At 62.3% G+C, this 19891-nt stretch carries 20 protein-coding genes and 1 pseudogene; 9 read left to right on the plus strand and 12 right to left on the minus strand.

Translation table 11 applies throughout. The annotated features are described in order from the left end of the window. Positions 1–157 precede the first annotated feature (157 nt). From B6S01_RS20090 to B6S01_RS20105, 4 genes are all read left to right on the plus strand, one after another. Complete coding sequence (locus B6S01_RS20090) at positions 158–1246, plus strand: replication initiation protein (protein WP_017183650.1); 1089 nt, start codon at positions 158–160, stop codon at positions 1244–1246. A gap of 196 nt (positions 1247–1442) precedes the next feature. Further along, positions 1443–2645, plus strand: coding sequence for an AAA family ATPase (locus B6S01_RS20095; protein WP_017183651.1), 1203 nt, complete (start codon positions 1443–1445; stop codon positions 2643–2645). Between the two features lie 47 nt (positions 2646–2692). Further along, complete coding sequence (locus B6S01_RS20100) at positions 2693–3706, plus strand: ParB/RepB/Spo0J family partition protein (RefSeq protein ID WP_017183652.1); 1014 nt, start codon at positions 2693–2695, stop codon at positions 3704–3706. A 64-nt stretch (positions 3707–3770) separates the two neighbouring features. Then, positions 3771–4121 carry a hypothetical protein gene (locus B6S01_RS20105; protein WP_017183653.1) on the plus strand — a complete coding sequence of 117 codons (351 nt, stop codon included), beginning with the start codon at positions 3771–3773 and terminating at the stop codon, positions 4119–4121. A gap of 44 nt (positions 4122–4165) precedes the next feature. Here the strand turns inward: B6S01_RS20105 and B6S01_RS20110 are convergent, their stop codons facing one another. The 5 genes from B6S01_RS20110 to B6S01_RS20130 all read right to left on the minus strand — a co-directional run bounded on the left by B6S01_RS20110 (position 4166) and on the right by B6S01_RS20130 (position 7807). Beyond that, positions 4166–4849: an RES family NAD+ phosphorylase gene (locus B6S01_RS20110; protein WP_017183654.1), complete on the minus strand. Its 684-nt coding sequence runs from the start codon at positions 4847–4849 to the stop codon at positions 4166–4168. Continuing rightward, on the minus strand, positions 4849–5247 hold the full coding sequence (locus B6S01_RS20115; protein ID WP_017183655.1) for an antitoxin Xre-like helix-turn-helix domain-containing protein: 399 nt from the start codon (positions 5245–5247) through the stop codon (positions 4849–4851). Before B6S01_RS20115 ends, B6S01_RS20110 begins: the two co-directional genes overlap by 1 nt. A 96-nt stretch (positions 5248–5343) precedes the next feature. Further along, positions 5344–6510 carry a hypothetical protein gene (locus B6S01_RS20120; RefSeq protein ID WP_017183656.1) on the minus strand — a complete coding sequence of 389 codons (1167 nt, stop codon included), beginning with the start codon at positions 6508–6510 and terminating at the stop codon, positions 5344–5346. A 141-nt stretch (positions 6511–6651) separates the two neighbouring features. After that, on the minus strand, positions 6652–7215 hold the full coding sequence (locus tag B6S01_RS20125) for a recombinase family protein (RefSeq protein WP_037465819.1): 564 nt from the start codon (positions 7213–7215) through the stop codon (positions 6652–6654). Positions 7216–7384: 169 nt separating this feature from the next. Then, on the minus strand, positions 7385–7807 hold the full coding sequence (locus B6S01_RS20130; protein WP_014072603.1) for a MerR family transcriptional regulator: 423 nt from the start codon (positions 7805–7807) through the stop codon (positions 7385–7387). Positions 7808–7883: 76 nt separating this feature from the next. Between B6S01_RS20130 and B6S01_RS20135 the strand changes: the two genes are divergently transcribed. From B6S01_RS20135 to B6S01_RS20155, 5 genes and pseudogenes are all read left to right on the plus strand, one after another. Beyond that, positions 7884–8279: a mercuric transporter MerT family protein gene (locus B6S01_RS20135; protein ID WP_014072602.1), complete on the plus strand. Its 396-nt coding sequence runs from the start codon at positions 7884–7886 to the stop codon at positions 8277–8279. Between the two features lie 12 nt (positions 8280–8291). Then, on the plus strand, positions 8292–8621 hold the full coding sequence (locus B6S01_RS20140; RefSeq protein ID WP_004213249.1) for a heavy-metal-associated domain-containing protein: 330 nt from the start codon (positions 8292–8294) through the stop codon (positions 8619–8621). 37 nt (positions 8622–8658) lie between these two features. Then, complete coding sequence (gene merA, locus B6S01_RS20145; RefSeq protein ID WP_046765853.1) at positions 8659–10077, plus strand: mercury(II) reductase; 1419 nt, start codon at positions 8659–8661, stop codon at positions 10075–10077. Between the two features lie 91 nt (positions 10078–10168). Beyond that, positions 10169–13138, plus strand: coding sequence for a Tn3 family transposase (locus B6S01_RS20150; RefSeq protein ID WP_014072601.1), 2970 nt, complete (start codon positions 10169–10171; stop codon positions 13136–13138). A gap of 57 nt (positions 13139–13195) precedes the next feature. Next, positions 13196–13771 (plus strand): annotated as a pseudogene (locus tag B6S01_RS20155) (Tn3 family transposase); the annotation flags it as partial. 247 nt (positions 13772–14018) lie between these two features. Here the strand turns inward: B6S01_RS20155 and B6S01_RS20160 are convergent. Genes B6S01_RS20160 through B6S01_RS20190 form a run of 7 tightly spaced genes read right to left on the minus strand, consistent with a single transcriptional unit; the run spans position 14019 to position 19881 of the window. Next, positions 14019–14768, minus strand: coding sequence for an HAD-IIB family hydrolase (locus B6S01_RS20160; protein ID WP_004212890.1), 750 nt, complete (start codon positions 14766–14768; stop codon positions 14019–14021). Then, a complete protein-coding gene (locus B6S01_RS20165) occupies positions 14765–17266 on the minus strand; it encodes a heavy metal translocating P-type ATPase (RefSeq protein WP_004212886.1) in 2502 nt (833 codons plus the stop codon). Before B6S01_RS20165 ends, B6S01_RS20160 begins: the two co-directional genes overlap by 4 nt. Next, positions 17263–17871, minus strand: a complete 609-nt coding sequence (locus tag B6S01_RS20170) for a cation transporter (RefSeq protein WP_004212885.1) — start codon at positions 17869–17871, stop codon at positions 17263–17265. Before B6S01_RS20170 ends, B6S01_RS20165 begins: the two co-directional genes overlap by 4 nt. Next, a complete protein-coding gene (locus tag B6S01_RS20175; RefSeq protein WP_004212882.1) occupies positions 17868–18554 on the minus strand; it encodes a ZIP family metal transporter in 687 nt (228 codons plus the stop codon). The genes B6S01_RS20170 and B6S01_RS20175 overlap by 4 nt, the downstream gene beginning before the upstream one ends. A gap of 3 nt (positions 18555–18557) precedes the next feature. Further along, positions 18558–18971 (minus strand): hypothetical protein, encoded by a 414-nt coding sequence (locus tag B6S01_RS20180; RefSeq protein WP_017183574.1) that lies wholly within the window; start codon positions 18969–18971, stop codon positions 18558–18560. Between the two features lie 47 nt (positions 18972–19018). Beyond that, positions 19019–19396 (minus strand): hypothetical protein, encoded by a 378-nt coding sequence (locus B6S01_RS20185; RefSeq protein ID WP_021238674.1) that lies wholly within the window; start codon positions 19394–19396, stop codon positions 19019–19021. Next, positions 19393–19881 carry an SRPBCC domain-containing protein gene (locus tag B6S01_RS20190; protein ID WP_004212879.1) on the minus strand — a complete coding sequence of 163 codons (489 nt, stop codon included), beginning with the start codon at positions 19879–19881 and terminating at the stop codon, positions 19393–19395. The genes B6S01_RS20185 and B6S01_RS20190 overlap by 4 nt, the downstream gene beginning before the upstream one ends. Between the last annotated feature and the right edge of the window lie 10 nt (positions 19882–19891).

The raw sequence follows: 19891 nt of genomic DNA on the forward strand, positions 1-19891 counted from the left end.
CTATCCTGCCCTGACTTGACGCAAGAGGACAGGTCAGGCAGATTTTCTTCCACGCCGGACGAATCGGTGCAGACTTCATGGCATGGATGACGAACAAGCCCTAGACCACGCTGTAACGCCCTCCCCCGCCGGTGATGATGCTTCTCCGGGGCGGGCGATGCGGGTGGCTGCCGCCCTGCAGGCCAAGGGCGGCGACGAGTTCGCCAAGCCCGGCAGCATCGTTGAGGTCAAGTTCGTCAAAGGCCAGTCGCTGAGCCTGACCGCTTCGCGTTTGCTTGCGCTGATGATTTTGACTGCGGGCGGTGATGCCTGGGAGGACCGCCCGCACAAGATGCGAAAGGCGGATATTCGCCGCGGCCACAAGGGCAATGAGCGCATCTCGGATATGCTCGAGGAACTGCATCGCACGCTTTTTGCGGTCGATGATAAGTCCTGGCGCGGCAAGAAGGCGACGCTGCGCTTTTCTCTGATCTCATCATCGCGCGAAGAAGTGGAGGACGAGGAGGGCGCTGAGGCAGGGTGGATCGAGTGGGAGTTCACGCCCGACGCTCGGAAACTGATTCAGGAATCGGAGACCTATGCGGTCCTGAACCGGCAGGCGGTGCTCGGCTTTCGGTCGACCTATGCGCTAAAGCTGTACGAGATCGGGGCATTGCGGTTGCATCGACGCCAGTCGCTATGGAAGGGCGACATGACGGCACTGCGTGCGCTGCTCGGCATCGCGCCAGACGTTTACAAGGACTTTGCGCAGCTGCGCCGCAAGGTTCTCGAAAAGGCGAAGGCCGAAATCGACCAGCTCGCTCATTTCCGTGTGGAGTGGCGGGAAATCCGTCAGGGTCGAACCGTCACCGAGATCGAATTTCGTTTTGAGCCAAAGGATGCGCCTGAGCAGATAGCGACCGTGGATGAAATTGCCCGACACTCTGCGGGGAGGAAGGCGAGGCGCGAGGACGAGGTCGAGACTGTGGCCGTCGAAGCCGTCACGCAGGCGGCGGTGGCGGCCTTGGTGTCAAAGGATAAGACTGGGGCAGGGGAGGTTACCTTCCCAAACGGCACGATCCGATTTGGGTCGGACACGCTCGCGGCCATTGGCCGTTCGGCCGGCGGTGGTTGGGACATCGACCTGATTGCCGACGCCTATCGCGCGCAGATGGGTGAGAGGCTGGCGAAGCTGAAGGGCGCCAAGCTGATCGCGTCCTGGACCGGCTTTTGCGAGAGCTTCCTGGCGCGGCGCGGGCGCCCTTGAGCCGAAATTGCACCGGTGCAATTTCAGGGTGGCTAGCCCCCAAGAGGTCAGGTTGTAGGCGTGCGCACGAAAGGCTGGCGACGCAATTCGAGGCAATTGGGCCGACCGGGCCTACTCACTTGCGAAAATAAGCCTTTCATTGACCTAAAAGTGCAAATTGAGCTATGGCCCCTACAGTTTCGCAAGGGGGCCTATCTTGGCTGCATCACTCGATATTGAGGGCACGCAGGATCTGCTGTCCGTCTCAACGCTTGCACAACGGACCAGCTCTGTTCTCGAGCGGCTCCGCGACTCTGCGCGTAGCGCCCGGGCGGACGAACGGCGCGAGCCCACCTTCCCGATCGGTAAAGCGGCCGAACTGGTCGGCCGGACCGCGGCGGCCATTCGCGAGGCCGAGAAGGACGGCCGCTTGCCGCCGCCTCCGCGAACCGAAAATAATCGGCGCGTCGGTTATACCTTGGCGCAGCTCAATGACATGCGGGGATTGTTCGGCACCCGGCCCTGGCGGGCTGCCACCGACCCCTGCTGCGTCATCGCGGTGCAGAACTTCAAGGGCGGGGTCGGGAAATCGACCCTATCGGTGCACTTGGCTCAATATCTCGCGATCAAGGGCTATCGGGTGGCTCTCATAGATTGCGACAGCCAGGCGTCGGCAACGACGCTCTTCGGCTATGTTCCCGACCTCGACCTGACCGAGGAGGACACGCTCTATCCGTTCCTGCGGCACGACGACATGGAGTCGCTCGACTATGCCTTGCGCAAGACCCACTTCGACGGTCTGGAGCTTGTCCCGGCCAATCTGCGGCTCTTCCAGTCGGAATATGAAATCGCGGCGCGCATGGCGCGGGGGCAGGGGAACCTGATCGACCGCATGGCGCAAGGCATTGCGAGCATTGCCGATCGGTTCGATGTCGTCGTTCTCGATCCGCCGCCTGCGCTCGGTGCGATCTCGCTTTCGGTGCTGCGTGCGGCCAATGCACTGGTCGTGCCAGTGCCGCCGACGGTGATGGACTTCTCGTCGACTGCAGCCTTCCTCGCCATGCTCGACGAGACCATCGAGACCCTGGCTGATCGCGGCTTGGCCCCGTCGCTGCAGTTTCTGCGCTTCGTGGCCTCCAAGGTCGACGAGAACAAGTCGATGCAGAAGGAATTGCTGAACTTGATGCGGACCCTTTTCGGCCACGCGATCGTGCGCACACCGCTCAAGGATTCGGCGGAAATCGACAATGCGACGGCGCGGCTGATGACGGTCTATGAGCTTGACGGACCTGTCACCAGTTCGGCGGTGCGCAACCGCTGCCTCGCCTATCTCGACGGCGTGAACAGTGAAATCGAGGTCGACATCCGGTCGATGTGGCCCAGCCATCTGGCGCGCTTGCGCAAGGAGGGCCTCGCCTGATGCGAGCAAAATTGCACCGGTGCAATTCCGGGTAGAAGGGGTGGATGATGAGCAAGAAAAACGCCAACTTCGCGGCTGATCTGGTCGCCGGAATCGACCCAGGGGCGCAAGCCCCAGCGGCGCGGCGCCCTGGCATCGGTGCGAGCGTCCTGGCGGGTCGAGAAAGCCGGCTCGCCGAATTGGCGACGGGCAGTGTCGTCTCACGCACCCATGAACTCGTTGATCCGGCACGTTGCCGGATGTGGGTCGGCCACAACCGCGAATATGCGCTGCTTAACGAGGAGCGGTGCGCCGATCTCATCGAAAGCATCAAGGCGCAGGGAAAACAGGAAATGCCTGCCATCGTCCGGCGGGTGAAGGACGATCCTGCTGTCGATTTCGAGGTGATCTGCGGCGCGCGCAGGCATTGGACGATCAGCTGGCTTCGTGCCCATAACTATCCGGATTTCCGCTTCCTCGTCGATATCCGTAGCCTTACCGACGAGGAGGCGTTCCGGCTTGCGGACCTGGAAAACCGGGCGCGCGATGATCTTACTGACCTGGAACGGGCGCGCGACTATTTGCGCGCCCTCGACGCCTATTACGAGGGGCGCCAGAAGGTCATGGCCGAGCGAATCAATGTGACGGAAAGCTGGCTTAGCCGTTATCTCGACCTTGCTCGGCTGCCGGCGGAACTGATGGCGGCCTTCGCCCTCCCGCAGGATCTGAGGATCAAGCATGTCACGGCGATCAAACCGCTTCTGAAACCGGAGGACCGGCGTCAGCGTGTATTTACTGAGGCGACGCGGCTCGCGGAGGCGCAGGCCAATCGCGGGATGCCGATGCCGGTTCCTGAGGTCATCCGCGCGCTCGCTCTGGCCGCCGATCCCCCCAAGAGGTCAGGTTCCCCCAAGAAGTCAGGAAAGCCGGAAACGATCGTGTCCGAAGGGGGAAAACCGCTGCTGAAAGTGGAGGCGGTGGATCGCAAGGGTCTCAAGCTAATCCTGCTTCCGCATGCCGGTGGTACGCGGGCTGAAGCGGAGGCCGCGTTGAAAGCCCTGCTCGATCAGCATTGGAGCTAGGACAATCTTCAGCGGTTCTGAGATGTGAGAGTTTTGTCTTCACATGTTAAATATGGACTGCCCAATGACTGCGGCCTTCCAGGATGACATTCGCGAGAATGAGATCATCGCGCCCCGTCGTCTGGCGGAGCGCCTGCGCTTCTCCATGGCGCATTTGGCTCGCGTTGCTCGCCTGGATCGTAAGGCCATGACTCTGTATCCCTCCGCCCCGACCGTGCAGATTAAACTGGAGGAAATAGCCCGAGTTATAACGCGAGCGGCAGAACTTGCAGGCGAAGAAGGCAAGGCGGTTATCTGGTTCAAGCATCAACCCCTTTCTGGAGTTGGGAAAACGGCTGCGGAATTGGTTGCGAATGGCGATATCGATATCGTCATGGAAGATCTCGATCGTATGGCTGCCGGGGTCTATTCCTGACAGGCGTCACTCGATGCCGAAAGGCTAGCTTGTCCGCAGGACCTTTAGGTGAATGTCTTCTTCTCGTAGACGGTGACAATCGCCCGGCCATCCCAAACGTAGCACAGGTGCCGCTCCTGTCGGCAGTTTGCGAGTAGGCGAGGGCGGAACACCGCGGCGCACTCGCCGTCGGTGTCGCGCACGCTTTGGTATACGATGCCATCCGAACCTTGCTCACGCAGGTGTCGGCCAAGCGCCTGACCGGCGGCATAGCTGTCCGGGGCATAGAGGGCAGGGCGTTCATCCCGCAGGCCGCGAATATCGTGGAGCATGGCGTCCAAGTCGACCGCGTAGACGCGCATGTCGAGTTCCTGCGCCGGTTCGTGGGTGTACGCCATGAAGCGGGTTCGGTGATGGCTCGTCTCGGCAACCGCAGTCTCGATGGTGTTGGCAGCATAGAACAACCCGAAACTGCCGTCACAGAATCGGCTGCCATCTGGATTGAGGTGGGTGAAGGCTGCCATGATTGCCGATGTCCCGGGTCCCGATACGCGGTCCTCCGATGGGACGAGCGCGAGGTCCCCGACCTCGTCGCGAAGCCGGTCGTTGGTCATCGCCTCGATCGCATAGACCGCTTCTAAATCGGCCGGATCCGCTACGTCTTCAAACAGCGATATGGGCGGGAACCGGCTTGCGACGATCCGATAGCACGGTTGCCACCGCACTTGCGTCGTCGCAATAGCATCCATCAGCCGCGCTGCGCGTCGATATATTGGCGCACCACGTAGAGATCGGCGACATTGCCCGAGGCCATCCGCTCGATCGCCGGGCGTCCGGCGAACAGCGGCGCCTCATTGGGTTTGCGTACCCATTCGTTGGCGGTACGGGGCAGGAGCATCTTCAGCCCCTTGTAGATCCCCATGACATAGGAGATGCGCTCCAGCGCATCCTTGGGAATCGCCGCGACGGCGCCGCGCTTCCAGGTCTGGAAGGTCGAGCGGCTTTCGAGCCCGAGAAGCTTCATCTGCTCGGCTTCCTTAAGGCCCCAGGCGTCGGCAATGCGGAAAAAGGTGCGCAGCGCCGGACCGCTCAGATCCTTGCGGCTAGGCGCTTTGGCGGGGACGCCGGAATGGGCAGCTGTGGCCATTGGCCATCTCCTTCTTTCTCTGTCTATGTATGATATCTGTACATAACGTCAAGAGGAGATCAGTTTTCATACACGCCTAATGCGCGCGAGGCCGCGTCAGGGATGGCCAGAACTGCCGGCGAGCAACCGGTCGATCTCGCCCATCGCCGCGTCGAACTCGGCGAGGGCCGGATGGGGGAGCGCGAGAGCGTGGTCCAGGGGTGCCGACAACCGATCCCTTCGCGGAGCTTCGGCGACCAGCAGAACCTTGCCCTTGATGCTCGCGCGCCGCGCGAGGCCCGCTGTGACTAGCGCGTCGCCGATCGCATAGGTGCCGCGCCGGCTGATCCCGAACGCCGAGGTCATCTGATCGAGCCCGAGCGGCGCAAAACCAGCGAGCAGGATCCACACCTGCGGTGCCCGCGCGCTCGAGCGCAGGTGCCCCAGCTGCTCGCGCATCAGCGCCGCGCGCCGTCGCGCTTTCGCGACCAGCTCTGCAAGCCGGGTAGCGCTGGCGTGGAGAGTTCGCGCTGAGACAATGGCGCGTTCGCCAGGCCAGAGCTGCGGCTGAAGCGTTTCGGCGGTCACCGCGCCGGGGCAGGGGAGGGCAAGCTGCCACGCGCCGCACGCGGTCAGCAGCCGCCCCAGCGAGGCATCGACCGCCCAGAGCGGTGTGCGCGGGGCGGCCTGCTCGATCGCCACCGCGCGGTTCCCAAGCGAACGGATGTGCACGGTGCGCTCCAGCAGCGCGAACAGCGGATCGGCGCGCAGCAGCGCGTACAGGTGGCCCAGACCCGCGAAGGGCAGGGGAATCTCGTCATCCGCGCCGGCCTGTTTCACCAGCGTGAGCGCTCTGCCGATCGCCTCCTCCGCCAGCGCATCTTCGGCTTGCATCGGGCGGTCGGCCCCGAAGCGAGCGGCCAGAGCGATGGTCTGCGCGGCGTCGGCAAGCGGTTCCCACGGATGATGGCTGAGTTCGCCCAGCAGGGCGCGGACCACGGCATAGGCGGAGCAGGCGGTGAGGGGCGTCTCTTGGGGGGCGCGATCGAGCCCGGCGAACCAGGCGTTGAACCGGTGTTCGGCGTCAGCAAATCCCGCCTGCGCCAAGGCCGAGAGGAGCACCTCGCGCAGCAGCCCTACGCAGAACAGCCGCTTTTCGGTATCGGTGAGGCCGGTGAGGAGCCCGTCGAGGCGGCCGAGCGCGAGCGCGCATTCCGCCTGCGCCTGGCCAAGCGCCTCGGGCGGAGCGTCGGTGTCGGCGGCGAGGGGATGGAAGCGCTCCATGCCGAATGTGTAGTGAATGCCAAAACACTGCACAACTGCTCGGAGGGTCCGTAAATGAACATGTGATAATTGCAGTTATCACATAAGCAGATTTGACCGTTCTTTATAGGGGTCGTCTCAGAAAACGGAAAATAAAGCACGTTAAGCTCCAATCTCGCGCAGGTACTGGTACAGCGTTTCTCGGCTGATGCCAAATTCACGGGCCAGCTTTGCCTTTTGCTCGCCGGCTTTGACGCGTTGCAGAAGTTCAGCCGCGCGGTCGGGCGAAAGCGCTTTTTTGCGGCCCCTGTAAGCTCCGCGCTGTTTGGCGAGCGCAATACCTTCTTTCTGTCGCTCACGGATCAACGCCCGCTCGAATTCGGCGAACGCACCCATAACCGACAACATCAAGTTCGCCATCGGTGAGTCCTCGCCAGTGAAGGTCAGGCATTCCTTGACGAACTCGATGCGCACACCGCGCCTGGTCAGCTTTTGCACAAGGCGGCGCAGGTCATCGAGGTTGCGGGCCAAGCGATCCATGCTGTGCACCACTACCGTATCGCCTTCGCGCACGAAGGCCAGCAGTGAGTCAAGCTCGGGGCGCTGGGTGTCCTTGCCCGACGCCTTGTCGGTGAACACCTTTCCGACTTCGACCTGCTCCAGTTGCCGCACCGGGTTTTGGTCGAAGCTGCTGACCCGGACGTAGCCGATACGTTGGCCTTGCAAGATGCCTCCAAATAGAAAAGTGTCAGGAAGAAATCTATGGCCTCGCGCAGCTTGTGTCAATAAATTAAGCGATGGAGTCTATCCGGACGTTTCTGGGTAGGCTGTCCTGACGTCAGGTTAGGGCATACTCCAAGCTGACATCACAAAATCAAATCCCTCAAAGATGGCGTCAATTGCCTTGATGGGGTAAAAACTGGAGTGCTTCCAGGATGGGACATTCGGCAACGTCATCTCCAGTGCATCTGGCTAACGTGGTCGCCAGCGTCACCTCTATCTTCTGCAAATCTGCAATGCGGCGGCGGACATCTTCAAGGTGGAGTTCGGTTCTCGCCATAACCTCCGCGCAGGTTTGTGCACCGGTATCGGTGAGCGACAACAATGACCGTATCTCATCCATTGCATAGCCAAGGTCGCGCGCGCGCAGGATGAACTGCAACCTTTGCACCAGTTCCGGCGAATAGACGCGGTAGCCGTTGGAACTGCGAGGCGGCCCCGGCAGCAATCCCACCTTCTCGTAATAGCGGATGGTTTCGAGATTGCAGCCTGTTTTCCGGGCAAGCTGGGCACGCAAGATGCCGACCTGTTGCTCCATGAAAATACCTCTTGAGTCTGTAGTGGCTACAGAGCCTACACTGCGAATCACTCAGTTGGAACAAGGGATTCAAGCCATGGTCTCAACGCCGGAAGCGGGACAGCCAGCCCTCACCGAAAACCACGAGCCGAAGCAGGCAAACTGGGTTGCGGCGGGCGCATTGATCGGCGCGGGGCTCGCCTCGGCTTGCTGCGTCGTCCCGCTACTGTTGGTTATGCTCGGAATTTCCGGCGCGTGGATCGCCAACCTGACGGCGCTCGAACCTTACAAGCCCTATGTCGCAGGCGTAACGCTCGCGCTGCTCGGCTACGGCTTCTGGCATGTCTATTTCAAGCCGAAACCGCCCTGTGAAGACGGTTCCTACTGCGCTCGTCCACAATCGGCTTGGACCACCAAGGCGGTGCTGTGGCTGGGCCTTGCCGTCGCCATCCTGGCGCTCACCATCGACTGGTGGGCACCCTGGTTCTATTGAAAGGAAATACCCATGAAAAAGACAGTATGTATCGCTATGGCCGTGCTGGCTATGGCTGGCGGCGGGGTCGCCTATGCAGTTAGTGGCACGGCGCAAGATCGCCCCGCGGCTACCGCAACCGCTCAGAAGCAAACCACCTTTGCCATAGAGAACATGACCTGCGCCACCTGCCCGATCACCGTGAAGAAGGCGATGGAAGGCGTCGCCGGGGTAACGGCGGTCACGGTCGATTTCGCAGCCAAGACCGCGCGCGCAACCTATAACCCGCGCCGCACCAATGCTGCTGCGATTGCCGCTGCATCAACCAACGCGGGTTATCCGGCGCGCGCTATTCAAAACTGAGCGGGGCGCCGCCAGCGCCTCAAGAAAGCGATAAGCAATGAACGACTGTTGCAACCGCCCCGGGCAGGAAGGATTTGACGTGGCCGTCATCGGCGCGGGTTCTGCCGGGTTCTCCGCCGCGATCGCCGCTGCCGATCTGGGCGCGAAAGTGGCGCTCGTCGGTCACGGCACGATTGGCGGCACCTGTGTCAATGTTGGCTGCGTTCCTTCCAAGACGCTGATCCGCGCCGCCGAAGCGGTGCATGGTGGGCTTGCCGCCGCGCGCTTTCCCGGCCTTGGGGGCGCTGTCCAGATGGATGACTGGTCCGTATTGGCGGCGTCGAAGGACGATCTTGTCACGACGCTGCGCCAAAAAAAATATGTCGATCTGCTGCCCGCCTATGACGGTGTGAGCTATATCGAGGGCAAGGCACGCTTTGCCGATGGTGCGCTGATTGTCGGCGATGCGCCCATGAAGGTCGGCAAGGTCATATTGGTGATGGGTGCGCACGCCGCCGTGCCGCCGATTCCGGGGATGGACAGCGTGCCCTACCTAACCAGCACATCGGCGCTGGCGCTGGATCGCTTGCCCAAATCGCTGCTGGTGATCGGTGGCGGGGTGATCGGGGTAGAACTGGGACAGATGTTTTCGCGTCTGGGCGTTGATGTCACCATCTGCTGCCGAAGCCGCCTGCTCCCCGAAATGGACCCGGAAGTGAGTGCCGCGCTGAAAAACTATTTGGAAGCCGAGGGCGTGCGGGTTTGCGCAGGTGTCGGCTATCAGCGTATCGCCCAAACACAGAGCGGGGTCGAATTGACCTGCGAGGGGCATTGTGACACCGTCGCGGCGGAACAGGTGCTCATCGCCACCGGACGCCGACCCAATAGCGACGGGCTTGGGCTGGAGGAGCGCGGCATAGTGCTTGCCCGTAATGGTGGAATCGTCGTCGATGACCACCTCGAAACGTCGGTTCCAGGCATTTACGCGGCGGGCGATGTAACGGGACGGGACCAGTTCGTCTACATGGCCGCCTATGGCGCAAAACTGGCCGCGCGCAACGCGGTGACGGGCAACCAATACCGCTACGACAATTCCTCCATGCCATCCGTCGTCTTCACCGACCCGCAAGTCGCCAGCGCCGGCCTCACTGAAACGACAGCACGGGCGCAAGGCCTGGACATCAAGGTTTCGCTGCTCCCGCTCGATGCTGTGCCAAGGGCACTGGCAGCACGCGATACGCGGGGTCTCATCAAACTGATTGCCGACAAGGCGAACGACCGTTTGCTGGGCGGCCAGATCATGGCACCCGAAGGCGCGGATTCGATCCAGACACTGGTGCTGGCGATCAAACACGGCATGACCACCCTGGAATTGGGTGCAACGATATTTCCTTACCTGACCACTGTGGAAGGCCTCAAACTGGCGGCCCAAACGTTTGATAAGGATGTCGCCAAACTGTCTTGCTGCGCCGGGTGATTGCTCGGGGATCAACCGGCAACGAATGGCCTCCCTCCAGTGCAAGCCGCTTTGGTGTCAATTTTGTTATTCGCCTCAGCGGGAGAGCAAAATGGCACGACGCCGACTTCTGACCGGAGACGAGCGCCGGCGCCTGTTCGATCCTCCTGTCCAAGAAACCGCGATCATTGGGCATTATACCCTTTCTGCGGAAGATGTTGAATTGGTTGGGCGCCGCTATGGTCCAGCAAATCGCCTCGGTCTGGCTGCACAAATCGCTTTGATGCGACATCCCGGCTTTGGTCTGCAACCCGAGATCGGGCTTCCCGACGTCATTCTTCAGTACCTCGCGGCACAGTTATTCGTCGATCCTTCCTCCTTCTCTGCATATGGTCAGCGCGCGCAAACCCGTACCGATCATGCCGATCTCGTGGCGCGTTATCTTGGCATACGCCCGTTTCGACGCGGCGACCTGGCACTTGCCCTGAATCTTGCCGCGCAAGCCGCCGAGTATACAGACAGAGGTGAACCGATTGTTCGCGCCCTCATGGTTGGCCTGAAGGGTGAGCGGTTCATTCTTCCGTCAGGCGACACACTGGAACGCGCCGGTCTTGCTGGCCGGGCACGCGCACGCAAAGCTGCCGCAGCCGCAATCGTCGAAGGCCTCAGCTCTGCTGAACTGACACGGCTAGACGAACTCGTAATCAACAACCCGGATTTCGGCATGACACCGCTGGCGTGGTTGCGTAATTTCGAAGAAGCCCCGACTGCGGCCAATATCAATGGCTTGCTTGAGCGCCTGCGCTATGTTCGCGGCATAGGTATCCACCCGGTAGTTGGGGGCGCCATTCCGGAATTCCGCTTTGCCCAATTTGTCCGCGAGGGCGGCGTGGCACCGGCATTCCTGCTTTCGGATTACAGCGTCAATCGCAGGCGGGCGACGTTGACGGCCGCAGTGATCGACCTTGAGGCCAGACTTGCCGATGCCGCGATCCAAATGTTTGACCGACTTATCGGCGGCATGTTCACGCGCGCGCGGCGTGGGCGCGAGCGTCGCTACCAAGATAGTATTCAGTCGGTGGGGCAACTCATGCGGCTGTTTGGCGCCACGATTACAGCACTTGATGAGGCTGTCCAGAATGGCGGCGATCCGCTCGAATTGATTGACGAAGCGGTGGGCTGGCACCGGCTTGTTGCGGCAAAGGCCCAAGTAGATGCCCTTGCTGATCTTGCCGGCGAGGACGCACTGGTAACGGCAACCGAGCGTTACGCCACGCTACGGCGTTTCAGCCCGGCATTTCTGGACGCCTTCACCTTCAAGGCGTCTGGAACAGGGACGGCACTGATCAAAGCCATCGATGTCATTCGCGATGCGAACACACGAAAGTCGCGCGACCTTCCCGATGGCGTTCCACTGCCATTCCCCAATCGGCAGTGGAAGCGTCTCATCACCGAAAGCGGCCGTATCGACCGCCGACGTTATGAAATTGCGATCATGGCAACCTTGCGTGATCGTTTGCGCGCCGGTGATGTATGGATCGAGGGAACCCGCAACTATCAGCGCTTCGATGCCTATTTGCTGGGTCGGCGCGACGCCGCCAAAGTGGCGGATGTGCTTCCGTTCGATTCAAATGCTGCATCCTACCTCGCTGACCGGGCACGAAATCTTGACTGGCGGCTGCGCCGATTTGCCAAGCAGTTGAAAACAAACAAGCTTGAGGGAGTGTCGCTCGAACGAGACCGGCTCAAGCTTCAGCAAATGCCGCCTGTCACCCCACCGGAAGCTGAAGCCCTCGATCGCAAGCTCGATACCCTGCTTCCCCGCGTGCGCATCACCGAGCTGCTGCTTGAAGTCGCCGAACGCACTGGTTTTTTGAACGCATTCCGTGACCTGCGCTCAGGCAAGGAGCACGACAACCCCAGCACGGTACTCGCCGCAATTCTGGCTGATGGCACCAACCTCGGGCTGGAGCGGATGGCCAATGCCAGCGAAGGCGTCAGCTATGCCCAACTCGCATGGACCCACAACTGGTATCTTTCACCCGAGAACTATCAGGCCGCGCTGGCCATGATCATCTCAGCCCATCACGAATTACCCTTCGCGCGGCATTGGGGCGCTGGCACCAGTTCGTCGTCCGATGGCCAGTTCTTCCGGTCGGGGCGGAGCCGTTCAGGGGCGGCGGACGTCAATGCCAAATATGGCGCCGAACCTGGCGTGAAAATCTATTCTCACCTTTCCGATCACTTCGCATCATTCGGATCACGGATCATGTCCGCGACGGCAGGTGAAGCGCCTTACGTGCTCGACGGGCTTGTCCTGGGCGCCGGCAACCTTCCGTTGCATGAGCACTATACCGATACCGGCGGCGCCACCGATCATGTTTTCGCACTCTGCCACCTACTCGGGTTCCGCTTCGCGCCACGGCTGCGCGATATTGGCGACCGCAAGCTGGGTTCGATCGCTGCGCCATCGACATACAAGGGCATCGAAAATCTGATGGGCCGCACCATCAAAACGGCAGCGATCGAGGCCGATTGGGATGACATCGTCAGGATTGTCGCCTCAATCAAGGATGGCACGGTGGCGCCGTCAGTAATCTTGCGAAAACTTGCCGCCTACAAACGCCAGAACAGGCTGGATTTTGCATTGGCTGAACTGGGCCGTATCGAGCGCACTTTGTTCACGCTCGATTGGCTTGAACAACCGGAACTGCGACGTGCCTGTCAGGCCGGTCTCAACAAAGGCGAGGCGAGGCACACGCTTGCCGCCGCCATCTATACCAACCGGCAGGGTCGGTTCACCGATCGCTCGCTGGAAAATCAGGAATTTCGCGCATCTGGGCTGAACCTGCTGATTGCGGCGATTTCCTACTGGAACACGGTCTATCTCGACCGGGCCGCCCAGCACCTCAACGCTGTCGGCACGACGTTCGATGCGGCACTGCTTGCGCACCTTTCTCCGATGGGCTGGGCGCACATCAGTCTGACCGGCGATTACCTCTGGGAGCAGGCCAGGCGACTTCCAGCAGGTGAATTCCACCCACTCAACGAGCCAATGGCGCGGTTGAAGCGTGTAGCGTAGCCCATGTTCCGCTTATGTCCGAGAAATCGTTGTCTGGCGAACAAACCTTGAGGTGACGCCTTGCTCGGCTACAGGTTCGCCCCCCGTATCCGCGATCTCCCTCAGAAAAGACTCTATGCCTTCACGCCCAACGCGACGCCGGCCAATGTGCGAGCGCTGGTCGGAGGTAAGATCAATGAACCGCTCATCGAGCGCAACTGGCCCGACATCCTGCGCATCATGGCGACGATCGCAGCGGGGATCGTCGCCCCCAGCCAGATTCTTCGCAAGCTCGCCTCTTACCCGCGCCAGAATGAGCTGGCCCTCGCATTGCGAGAGGTGGGCCGCATCGAGCGAACCCTGTTCATGATCGACTGGATTCTTGATGCCGGCCTCCAGCGCCAGGCTCAGATCGGCCTCAACAAGGGTGAGGCCCACCACGCCCTAAAGCGCGCCATCAGCTTCCACCGCCGAGGTGAAATCCGGGATCGATCCGGCGAAGGCCAGCACTATCGCATCGCCGGAATGAACCTGCTCGCCGCCATCATCATATTCTGGAACACCATGAAGCTCGGCGAGGTCGTCAATACCCGGGCCGCCAGCGGTACCCATATCGCGCCTGATCTACTCGCCCACGTCTCGCCGTTGGGATAGGAACACATCAATCTAACCGGGGAATATCGCTGGCCCAAATCCTTAGCGTAGGATTCCGCCCCCTCCCGCAAACGCCCCCTACGATTGAGAAGCGCGGCGGAATCTCTTAGATTGATCGCTGGAGGCTTTGTTCGCGGAGACGCGCACATTGCCTTCTTTTCGTTTTAGGAAGCGCTGCCCTAAGCGACAGAAGCCAGAGCTTTGACAATGCGGCATTCCGCGATGGAGCCGACCATGTATCTTGATCCTATCGGTGCAGACACGCGATGATGGCGGTCACGACGGCGGTGGTTTCCGCGACGTCGCGCACCCTCACTGTGTCGAGGCCGATTTCAGCAGCGGGATAGTCATTCCCACCGGGGAATATCGCATCCCCAATGAACAGCATCCCGTCGAGCGGGACACCGCTCTCGGCACTCAGGCGCTTCAGGCCATAGCCCTTGTCGATCCCTGCTCTGGTCACGTCGATCGATGTCGTGCCACCGAGATTGATCGAGAGCTCCGGCAGCTTCGCGCGCAACGTGGCCTGCAACGCGGTCCTCTTCTTTCGGTCAGGATCCCACGCTTCCTTTTCCTTCAGCGGCGCTGCCTGCCCCAGGCCCGAAAAGGTGATCTGGCTGCCCCGGTCCTCGATCCGTTCGCCCCAGATACGTTCGTCGGCGAGACCGGCATCGGTCAGCGCCTGATCGAAGGCCGTGCGGATCTTCGCCTTCTCCGCGTCGTCGAACAGTTCGGCATAGACCGCGCGCCAAGCGCCATTGATGAACCGATAGAGTTTCGTGCCTGTGGTCGGCATCAACCAGAGACGGTCGAGCGCGACGCCGGCAGGAAGGCGCGAGGCGATCTGCTTTTCGAACTGCGGCCAGTCCCCGCCCGAGATCACCGCCACATCCGTGATGGCGAGCAATCGGGCGAGGATTGCGGCCATATCCTCCGATAACGGCCGCTTGCTCTCGGCAAGCGTGCCGTCGAGGTCGAAGGCGATCAGCCACTTCATGCCGCCTTCCCTGCCGGATCGCGGTAGGCGAGCAGCCTGAGCGCATTGATGACGACGAGCAGCGTCGATCCCTCATGAACCGCCACCGCTGGCCCAATGCCGAGGCCGAGGATGGTAGCAGGCACCAGGAAGGCGACGACACCCAGGCTGACGAAGACGTTCTGCCGGATGATTCCACGGGTATGGCGGCTAAGACCGACTGCGAATGGCAGGTGCGCCAGATCGTCGGCCATCAGCGCCACGTCGGCTGTCTCCAGCGCAACGTCCGACCCCGCCGCGCCCATCGCGATGCCGACCGTGGCGCTTGCCATCGCCGGCGCATCGTTCACGCCGTCGCCCACCATCGCGACCTTGTCTTCGCCGGCGAGCTTCTTGATCGCGGCAACCTTGTCTTCGGGCATGAGGTCGCCCCACGCTTCGTCGATCCCGACTTCGTCGGCGATCGCTTCGGCGACTTTCTGGTGATCGCCGGAGATCATTATCATCCGCGACACGCCCATCTCGTGCAGCCGACGCAACGCGGTCTTGGCAGCTTCGCGAGGCGTGTCCATCAGGCCGATCGCGCCCAGGTCGCGGTCCCCCTTGCGGACCACCATTGTCGTGCGGCCGTTCTCGCGCAGCTTCGCGATTGCGTCCTGCGCGCCCTGCCCCAGCGCCGGAATGCCCTCACTTCCGAACATCTCGGCCTTGCCGATCCACACCGTCTCGCCATCCACGCTCGCGGTGACGCCCCGACCGGTCAGGCTCTTGAGGTCGCCGGCAGTCGGCACGGCACGATCGTTCAGACGTTCGCGGCCGTCCTTGACGATCGCTTGGGCCAGGGGATGGTCGCTCAACGCTTCGACGGCGACAGCCAGCGCCAGCAACTCGCCTTCATCGGCGCCATCGACGGGCACGACATCAGTGATGCGCGGACGACCTTCGGTCAGCGTGCCCGTCTTGTCGAAAGCGATCGCTTTGAGCGACCCGAGGTTTTCGAGCGGTGCACCGCCCTTCACGAGCACGCCGCCCCGCGCTGCACGGGCAACGCCCGACAGGACCGCGCTCGGCGTTGCGATCGCGAGCGCGCACGGGCTTGCCGCCACCAGCACCGCCATCGCGCGATAGAAGCTGTCGCGGAACGGCTCGTCGACGACCACCCATGCGAACAGCAGGAGCACTGACAGGACCAGGACGGCGGGCACGAAGATCCGTTCGAACCGGTCGGTGAAGCGCTGCGTCGGCGACTTCTGCGTCTCCGCTTCGCTCACCATCTTCACGACCTTGGCAAGCGCGCTTTCATTGGAACGGCGTGTCACCTCGATCTCGATCGCGCCGCCGCCGTTGATCGTACCAGCAAAAACCCGGCTTTCCGCGTCGACTGCATCGGGCTTGGCGCGTGCCGCTGCGGCATCTGCGACCGGCACCTTGTCGACCGGGATGCTTTCACCCGTGACCGGGGCCTGGTTGATCGCGCTGGTGCCCTTGATGACGAAGCCGTCGGCAGGCAGGCGCTCGTTCGGGCGGACGATGGCAATGTCCCCGACGACCATCTGCTCGACCGGGATTTCGCTGGTCTGCCCGCCGCGTCGCACGGTCGCGGTTTCGGGCGCGAGCTTCGCCAGCGCCTCGATCGCCTTCTTGGCGCGGCCCATTGCATAATGCTCAAGCGCATGGCCGAGGCTGAACAGGAACAGCAGCAGCGCACCTTCGGCCCATGCGCCCAGCGCAGCGGCGCCGGCCGCAGCGACCAACATCAGCGTGTCGATCTCGAACTTCTTCATCCGGAGGTTGTCGATCGCCTCGCGCAGCGTGAAGAATCCGCCGAAGAAATAGGCTGCGATATAGCAGGCGGTCGGCAGCCATTCGGGCGCGCCAGCGACCAGCCTCTCGATCGCGTAGCCGATCCCCAGCAGCGCGCCACAGGCGAGCGCGAAGATCAGCTCGGTATTGGGGCCGAGAAATTCGGCGTGGCTATGGTCGTGGCCATCGCCGGGGCCGTGCTTCTCTTCGCCCGCGCCGTGGCCCCCGGGGCCGTGGTCGTGGCCGGCATGTTCATCGGCAGCGACCCGCTTGCCCACCCTCACCTTCAGCTTGCGAAGCGCAGCGCGCACCTCCTCTTCGGTGGTTTCGCGGCGATCATATTCGACCCGGACAGACCCGCTGGTGCTGGCGCTTGCCTGGACCACGCCGGGCAAGGCGCACAGCGCATCGCTGACCGTGCGCGCCCGACGTTCGTGGTTGATCCCCGTCACCTGCCAGATCGCATGGCCGTAGCGCTCGGTGATTTCGGCACCTGCGGCGCGCACCATTTCGCGCAACCGTGGCAGCGGCAGCTTGGCGGCATCGAAATGGATGCACAGCGCCGCTGGCGTGTTGCCGTCGAGACAGATCACATGCGCCCGCTCGACACCTTCGCGCTTTGACAGGGTTGATACGAGACGGTCCAGGCAGGCATCGGCCGCGTCAGGAAGGTCCGGCAACAACACTGGAATGTCGAGTTCGAGCTTGTCGTTCATGACGACCTCCTTTCGCTTTTCTTGGTTTCGGCGCGCGCGTCGCGCAGGATTTCGACACCGCCCTTGATGGCGATGATGGCGGTGGCGAAGCCGACCAGCAGGTCCGGCCAATTGGTACCCAACCACAGCACCAGCACGCCGGCGATCAGGATGCCGCCGTTGGAAATGAAGTCGTTGAAGCTGAAGGTGGTTGCGGCCCGGAGATTGACGTCCGGATCCTTGAGGCGCTGGAGCAGCCGCAGGCAGAGGTAATTCACGACGCCGGCGATCGCGGACATGACCATCATGGTAGGTCCGATGGGCTCGCTGCCCTGCACGTAGCGCCGTCCGACATCGATCAAGATGCCGCCCGCGAAGATCAGCAGCATGACGCCCGAAGCGACCGCGGCGCGTGTCTTCCATGTCTGGCCCCGGGTGAGCGCCACAAGGCTCAGCGCATACACAGCCGTATCGGACAGGTTGTCGACGCCGTTGGCGATCAGCGCGCTCGAGTCCGCGAAGAAGCCGGAAACGAAGAAGCCCGCAGCGATCGCCGCGTTCAGCAGCAGGACGATCCACAGTGTGCGGCGCTCCTGCCCGCCATTGTTGTCGTTGCCCGGGATCATCCCATCATCTCCTCAAGTGTCAGCAGGGCCAGGAAGCCGACGAAAAACATCGAGCTGATGAGCGGGGTGTCGGGTTTCTCGTGCGCCTCGACCAGCAACTCCTCCGTGACGAGGTAGAGCAGCGCCATCAGCCCGAAGCTGAGGAAGCCGGCGATCATCACCGGCGACAGCGCGGCGACCGGCACGGCAGCGAGCGCGCCGATCGGCAGCAGCAGGGCCAATGCCGAGACGATCACGATGATGCGCAAGCGCGAGCGATAGGTTTCCGCCAGCTCGTCGGTCAGCGTCAGTCCCAGAAATAACACTTCCAGAGTGAGCGCGATCGTCAGCAGGAGACCTGCCTTCTCGCCCGCCACGAAAGCGAGGCCGAGCACCAGGCCGTCCACCAGAATGTCGATGCCGATCGCGGCGAGTAGCGCCATCGGCCCCTTGAAGCGGGCCTCAAGAGCCTTGAGCCCCAGCATGGTCGCGACGCCCGCCGCCCCGCCGATCAACGTCGCGCTGGGCGATGCCTCATGCTTGACCTGCGGCAGGATTTCGGTCGCTGCCGCCGCGAACACGACGCCGGCAGCGAGATGCTGTAGGCCCGCCACGAGGCCAGGTTTCAACTTGGTGCGGCTCGCGACAATCGCGCCGAGCACGACCGCCAGCACAGGCGCAAGCGTATAGAGCAGTGCCTGCATTTCCTAGGACTCCTCCGGGGTTCGGTGGCAGACGCGGATCTTCCCGCGTCGCGTGAACGCGATCGATCCGCCCGCCACGACAGCCCGCGAATGGTCGCCGCGAAACTCGTCACCGGTTCGCTGCGCGCGCAGGATCTCGGTCCTGCCCTTCGGCAGCCAGGTGACGGCCATTTTCAAGCCTTCATCGATGAAGTCGACATCGGCGCGTGTGCCGTCGTCGCAGTACATGATGCGCTGCGCGATTAGTTTCGACGTCAGATGCTTTTCATGCGCCGGCTCGGTAGGCTGGGTCGGCGCTGGATTACACGCCCCTATAACCGCCCCGGAGACGAGAACGACGCCGAGGCGCGCGATCGCCAGACCGGCCCGATTCAGGCCGCACAAGGTTGTCACATTTGAAATCGACGTGTCAGACATCGGTCTCTTCCGACGAAGCGCCCTGTGGCGTTCGAAGGCAGGGCAGTTCATCGCGTGCCTTCCTGCTCGCAGATCCGGGTACGGCCATCGCCTTCCACGATGGTGAGCTGCGACCCCTTGAAGGTCGCGGTGGCTGTTTCGCCGACATATTGCAGGCCCTGCGCTGGCGCGGTCAGCATCATCGGCGGTCCCCCGTTGGAGCGCCGCAAATCGATCTGCAGGCCGTTGTCCTTGTAATCGACGAACAGCGGTTCCCCGTCGGAACAGCGATATCTATGCCGCCCCATTTCCCCGGTCGTCACGGCGCTGTCGGACGAATGGATCTGCTGCTCCGTTGGCGGGGCTGGCGGCTTTCTTTCCGAGCACGCCGCGAGCCCGACAACGAGGATGACGGCGGGCAGCACCCGCTTACAGTGCATCATCATCGCGCCTTCCTCCTGTAGCGGAAGGGGACGCGCTGACGATTGATAGCCCGGGCAGGCTGACCTACCCGCCAGCGGAGATAGGTTGCGAGGCGATCGTCAGATTCGACCATCAGGGATCGCAGGCGGCGCAACATCATCGCCGCGAACGGCAGGGAGAGCGCCCCGCGCAGCGTGCAGCTATGCGTTAGCCTGGTGCCGCCATCGTCCCCCGCCAGCTCGTACCGCTCTTCGAGCGTGAACAGATAGGGGATGCCGCAGGACCAAGCGAAGGCGTGCGGTTTATCGAATCGATCAATCCGTGCTGGCGTCCGAATTGGCCGGGTGATGCCCTGGATCGCAAAGGTGCATTCTGTGTCGCCGAGCCGGGACGGATCATCGAGAAATACGAGCGGACTCCACGCCCGGCGATGATCCGGATCGGTGAGTGCCGACCAGATGCGCAGTGGCCCGCCGTGAAGCATCGAGCTGGTTATGGTGCGAGGCATATCCCCATCT

Origin of the sequence: Sphingobium herbicidovorans, from assembly GCF_002080435.1 — a bacterium.
In the GTDB taxonomy this organism is placed as follows: Bacteria; Pseudomonadota; Alphaproteobacteria; order Sphingomonadales; family Sphingomonadaceae; genus Sphingobium; species Sphingobium herbicidovorans.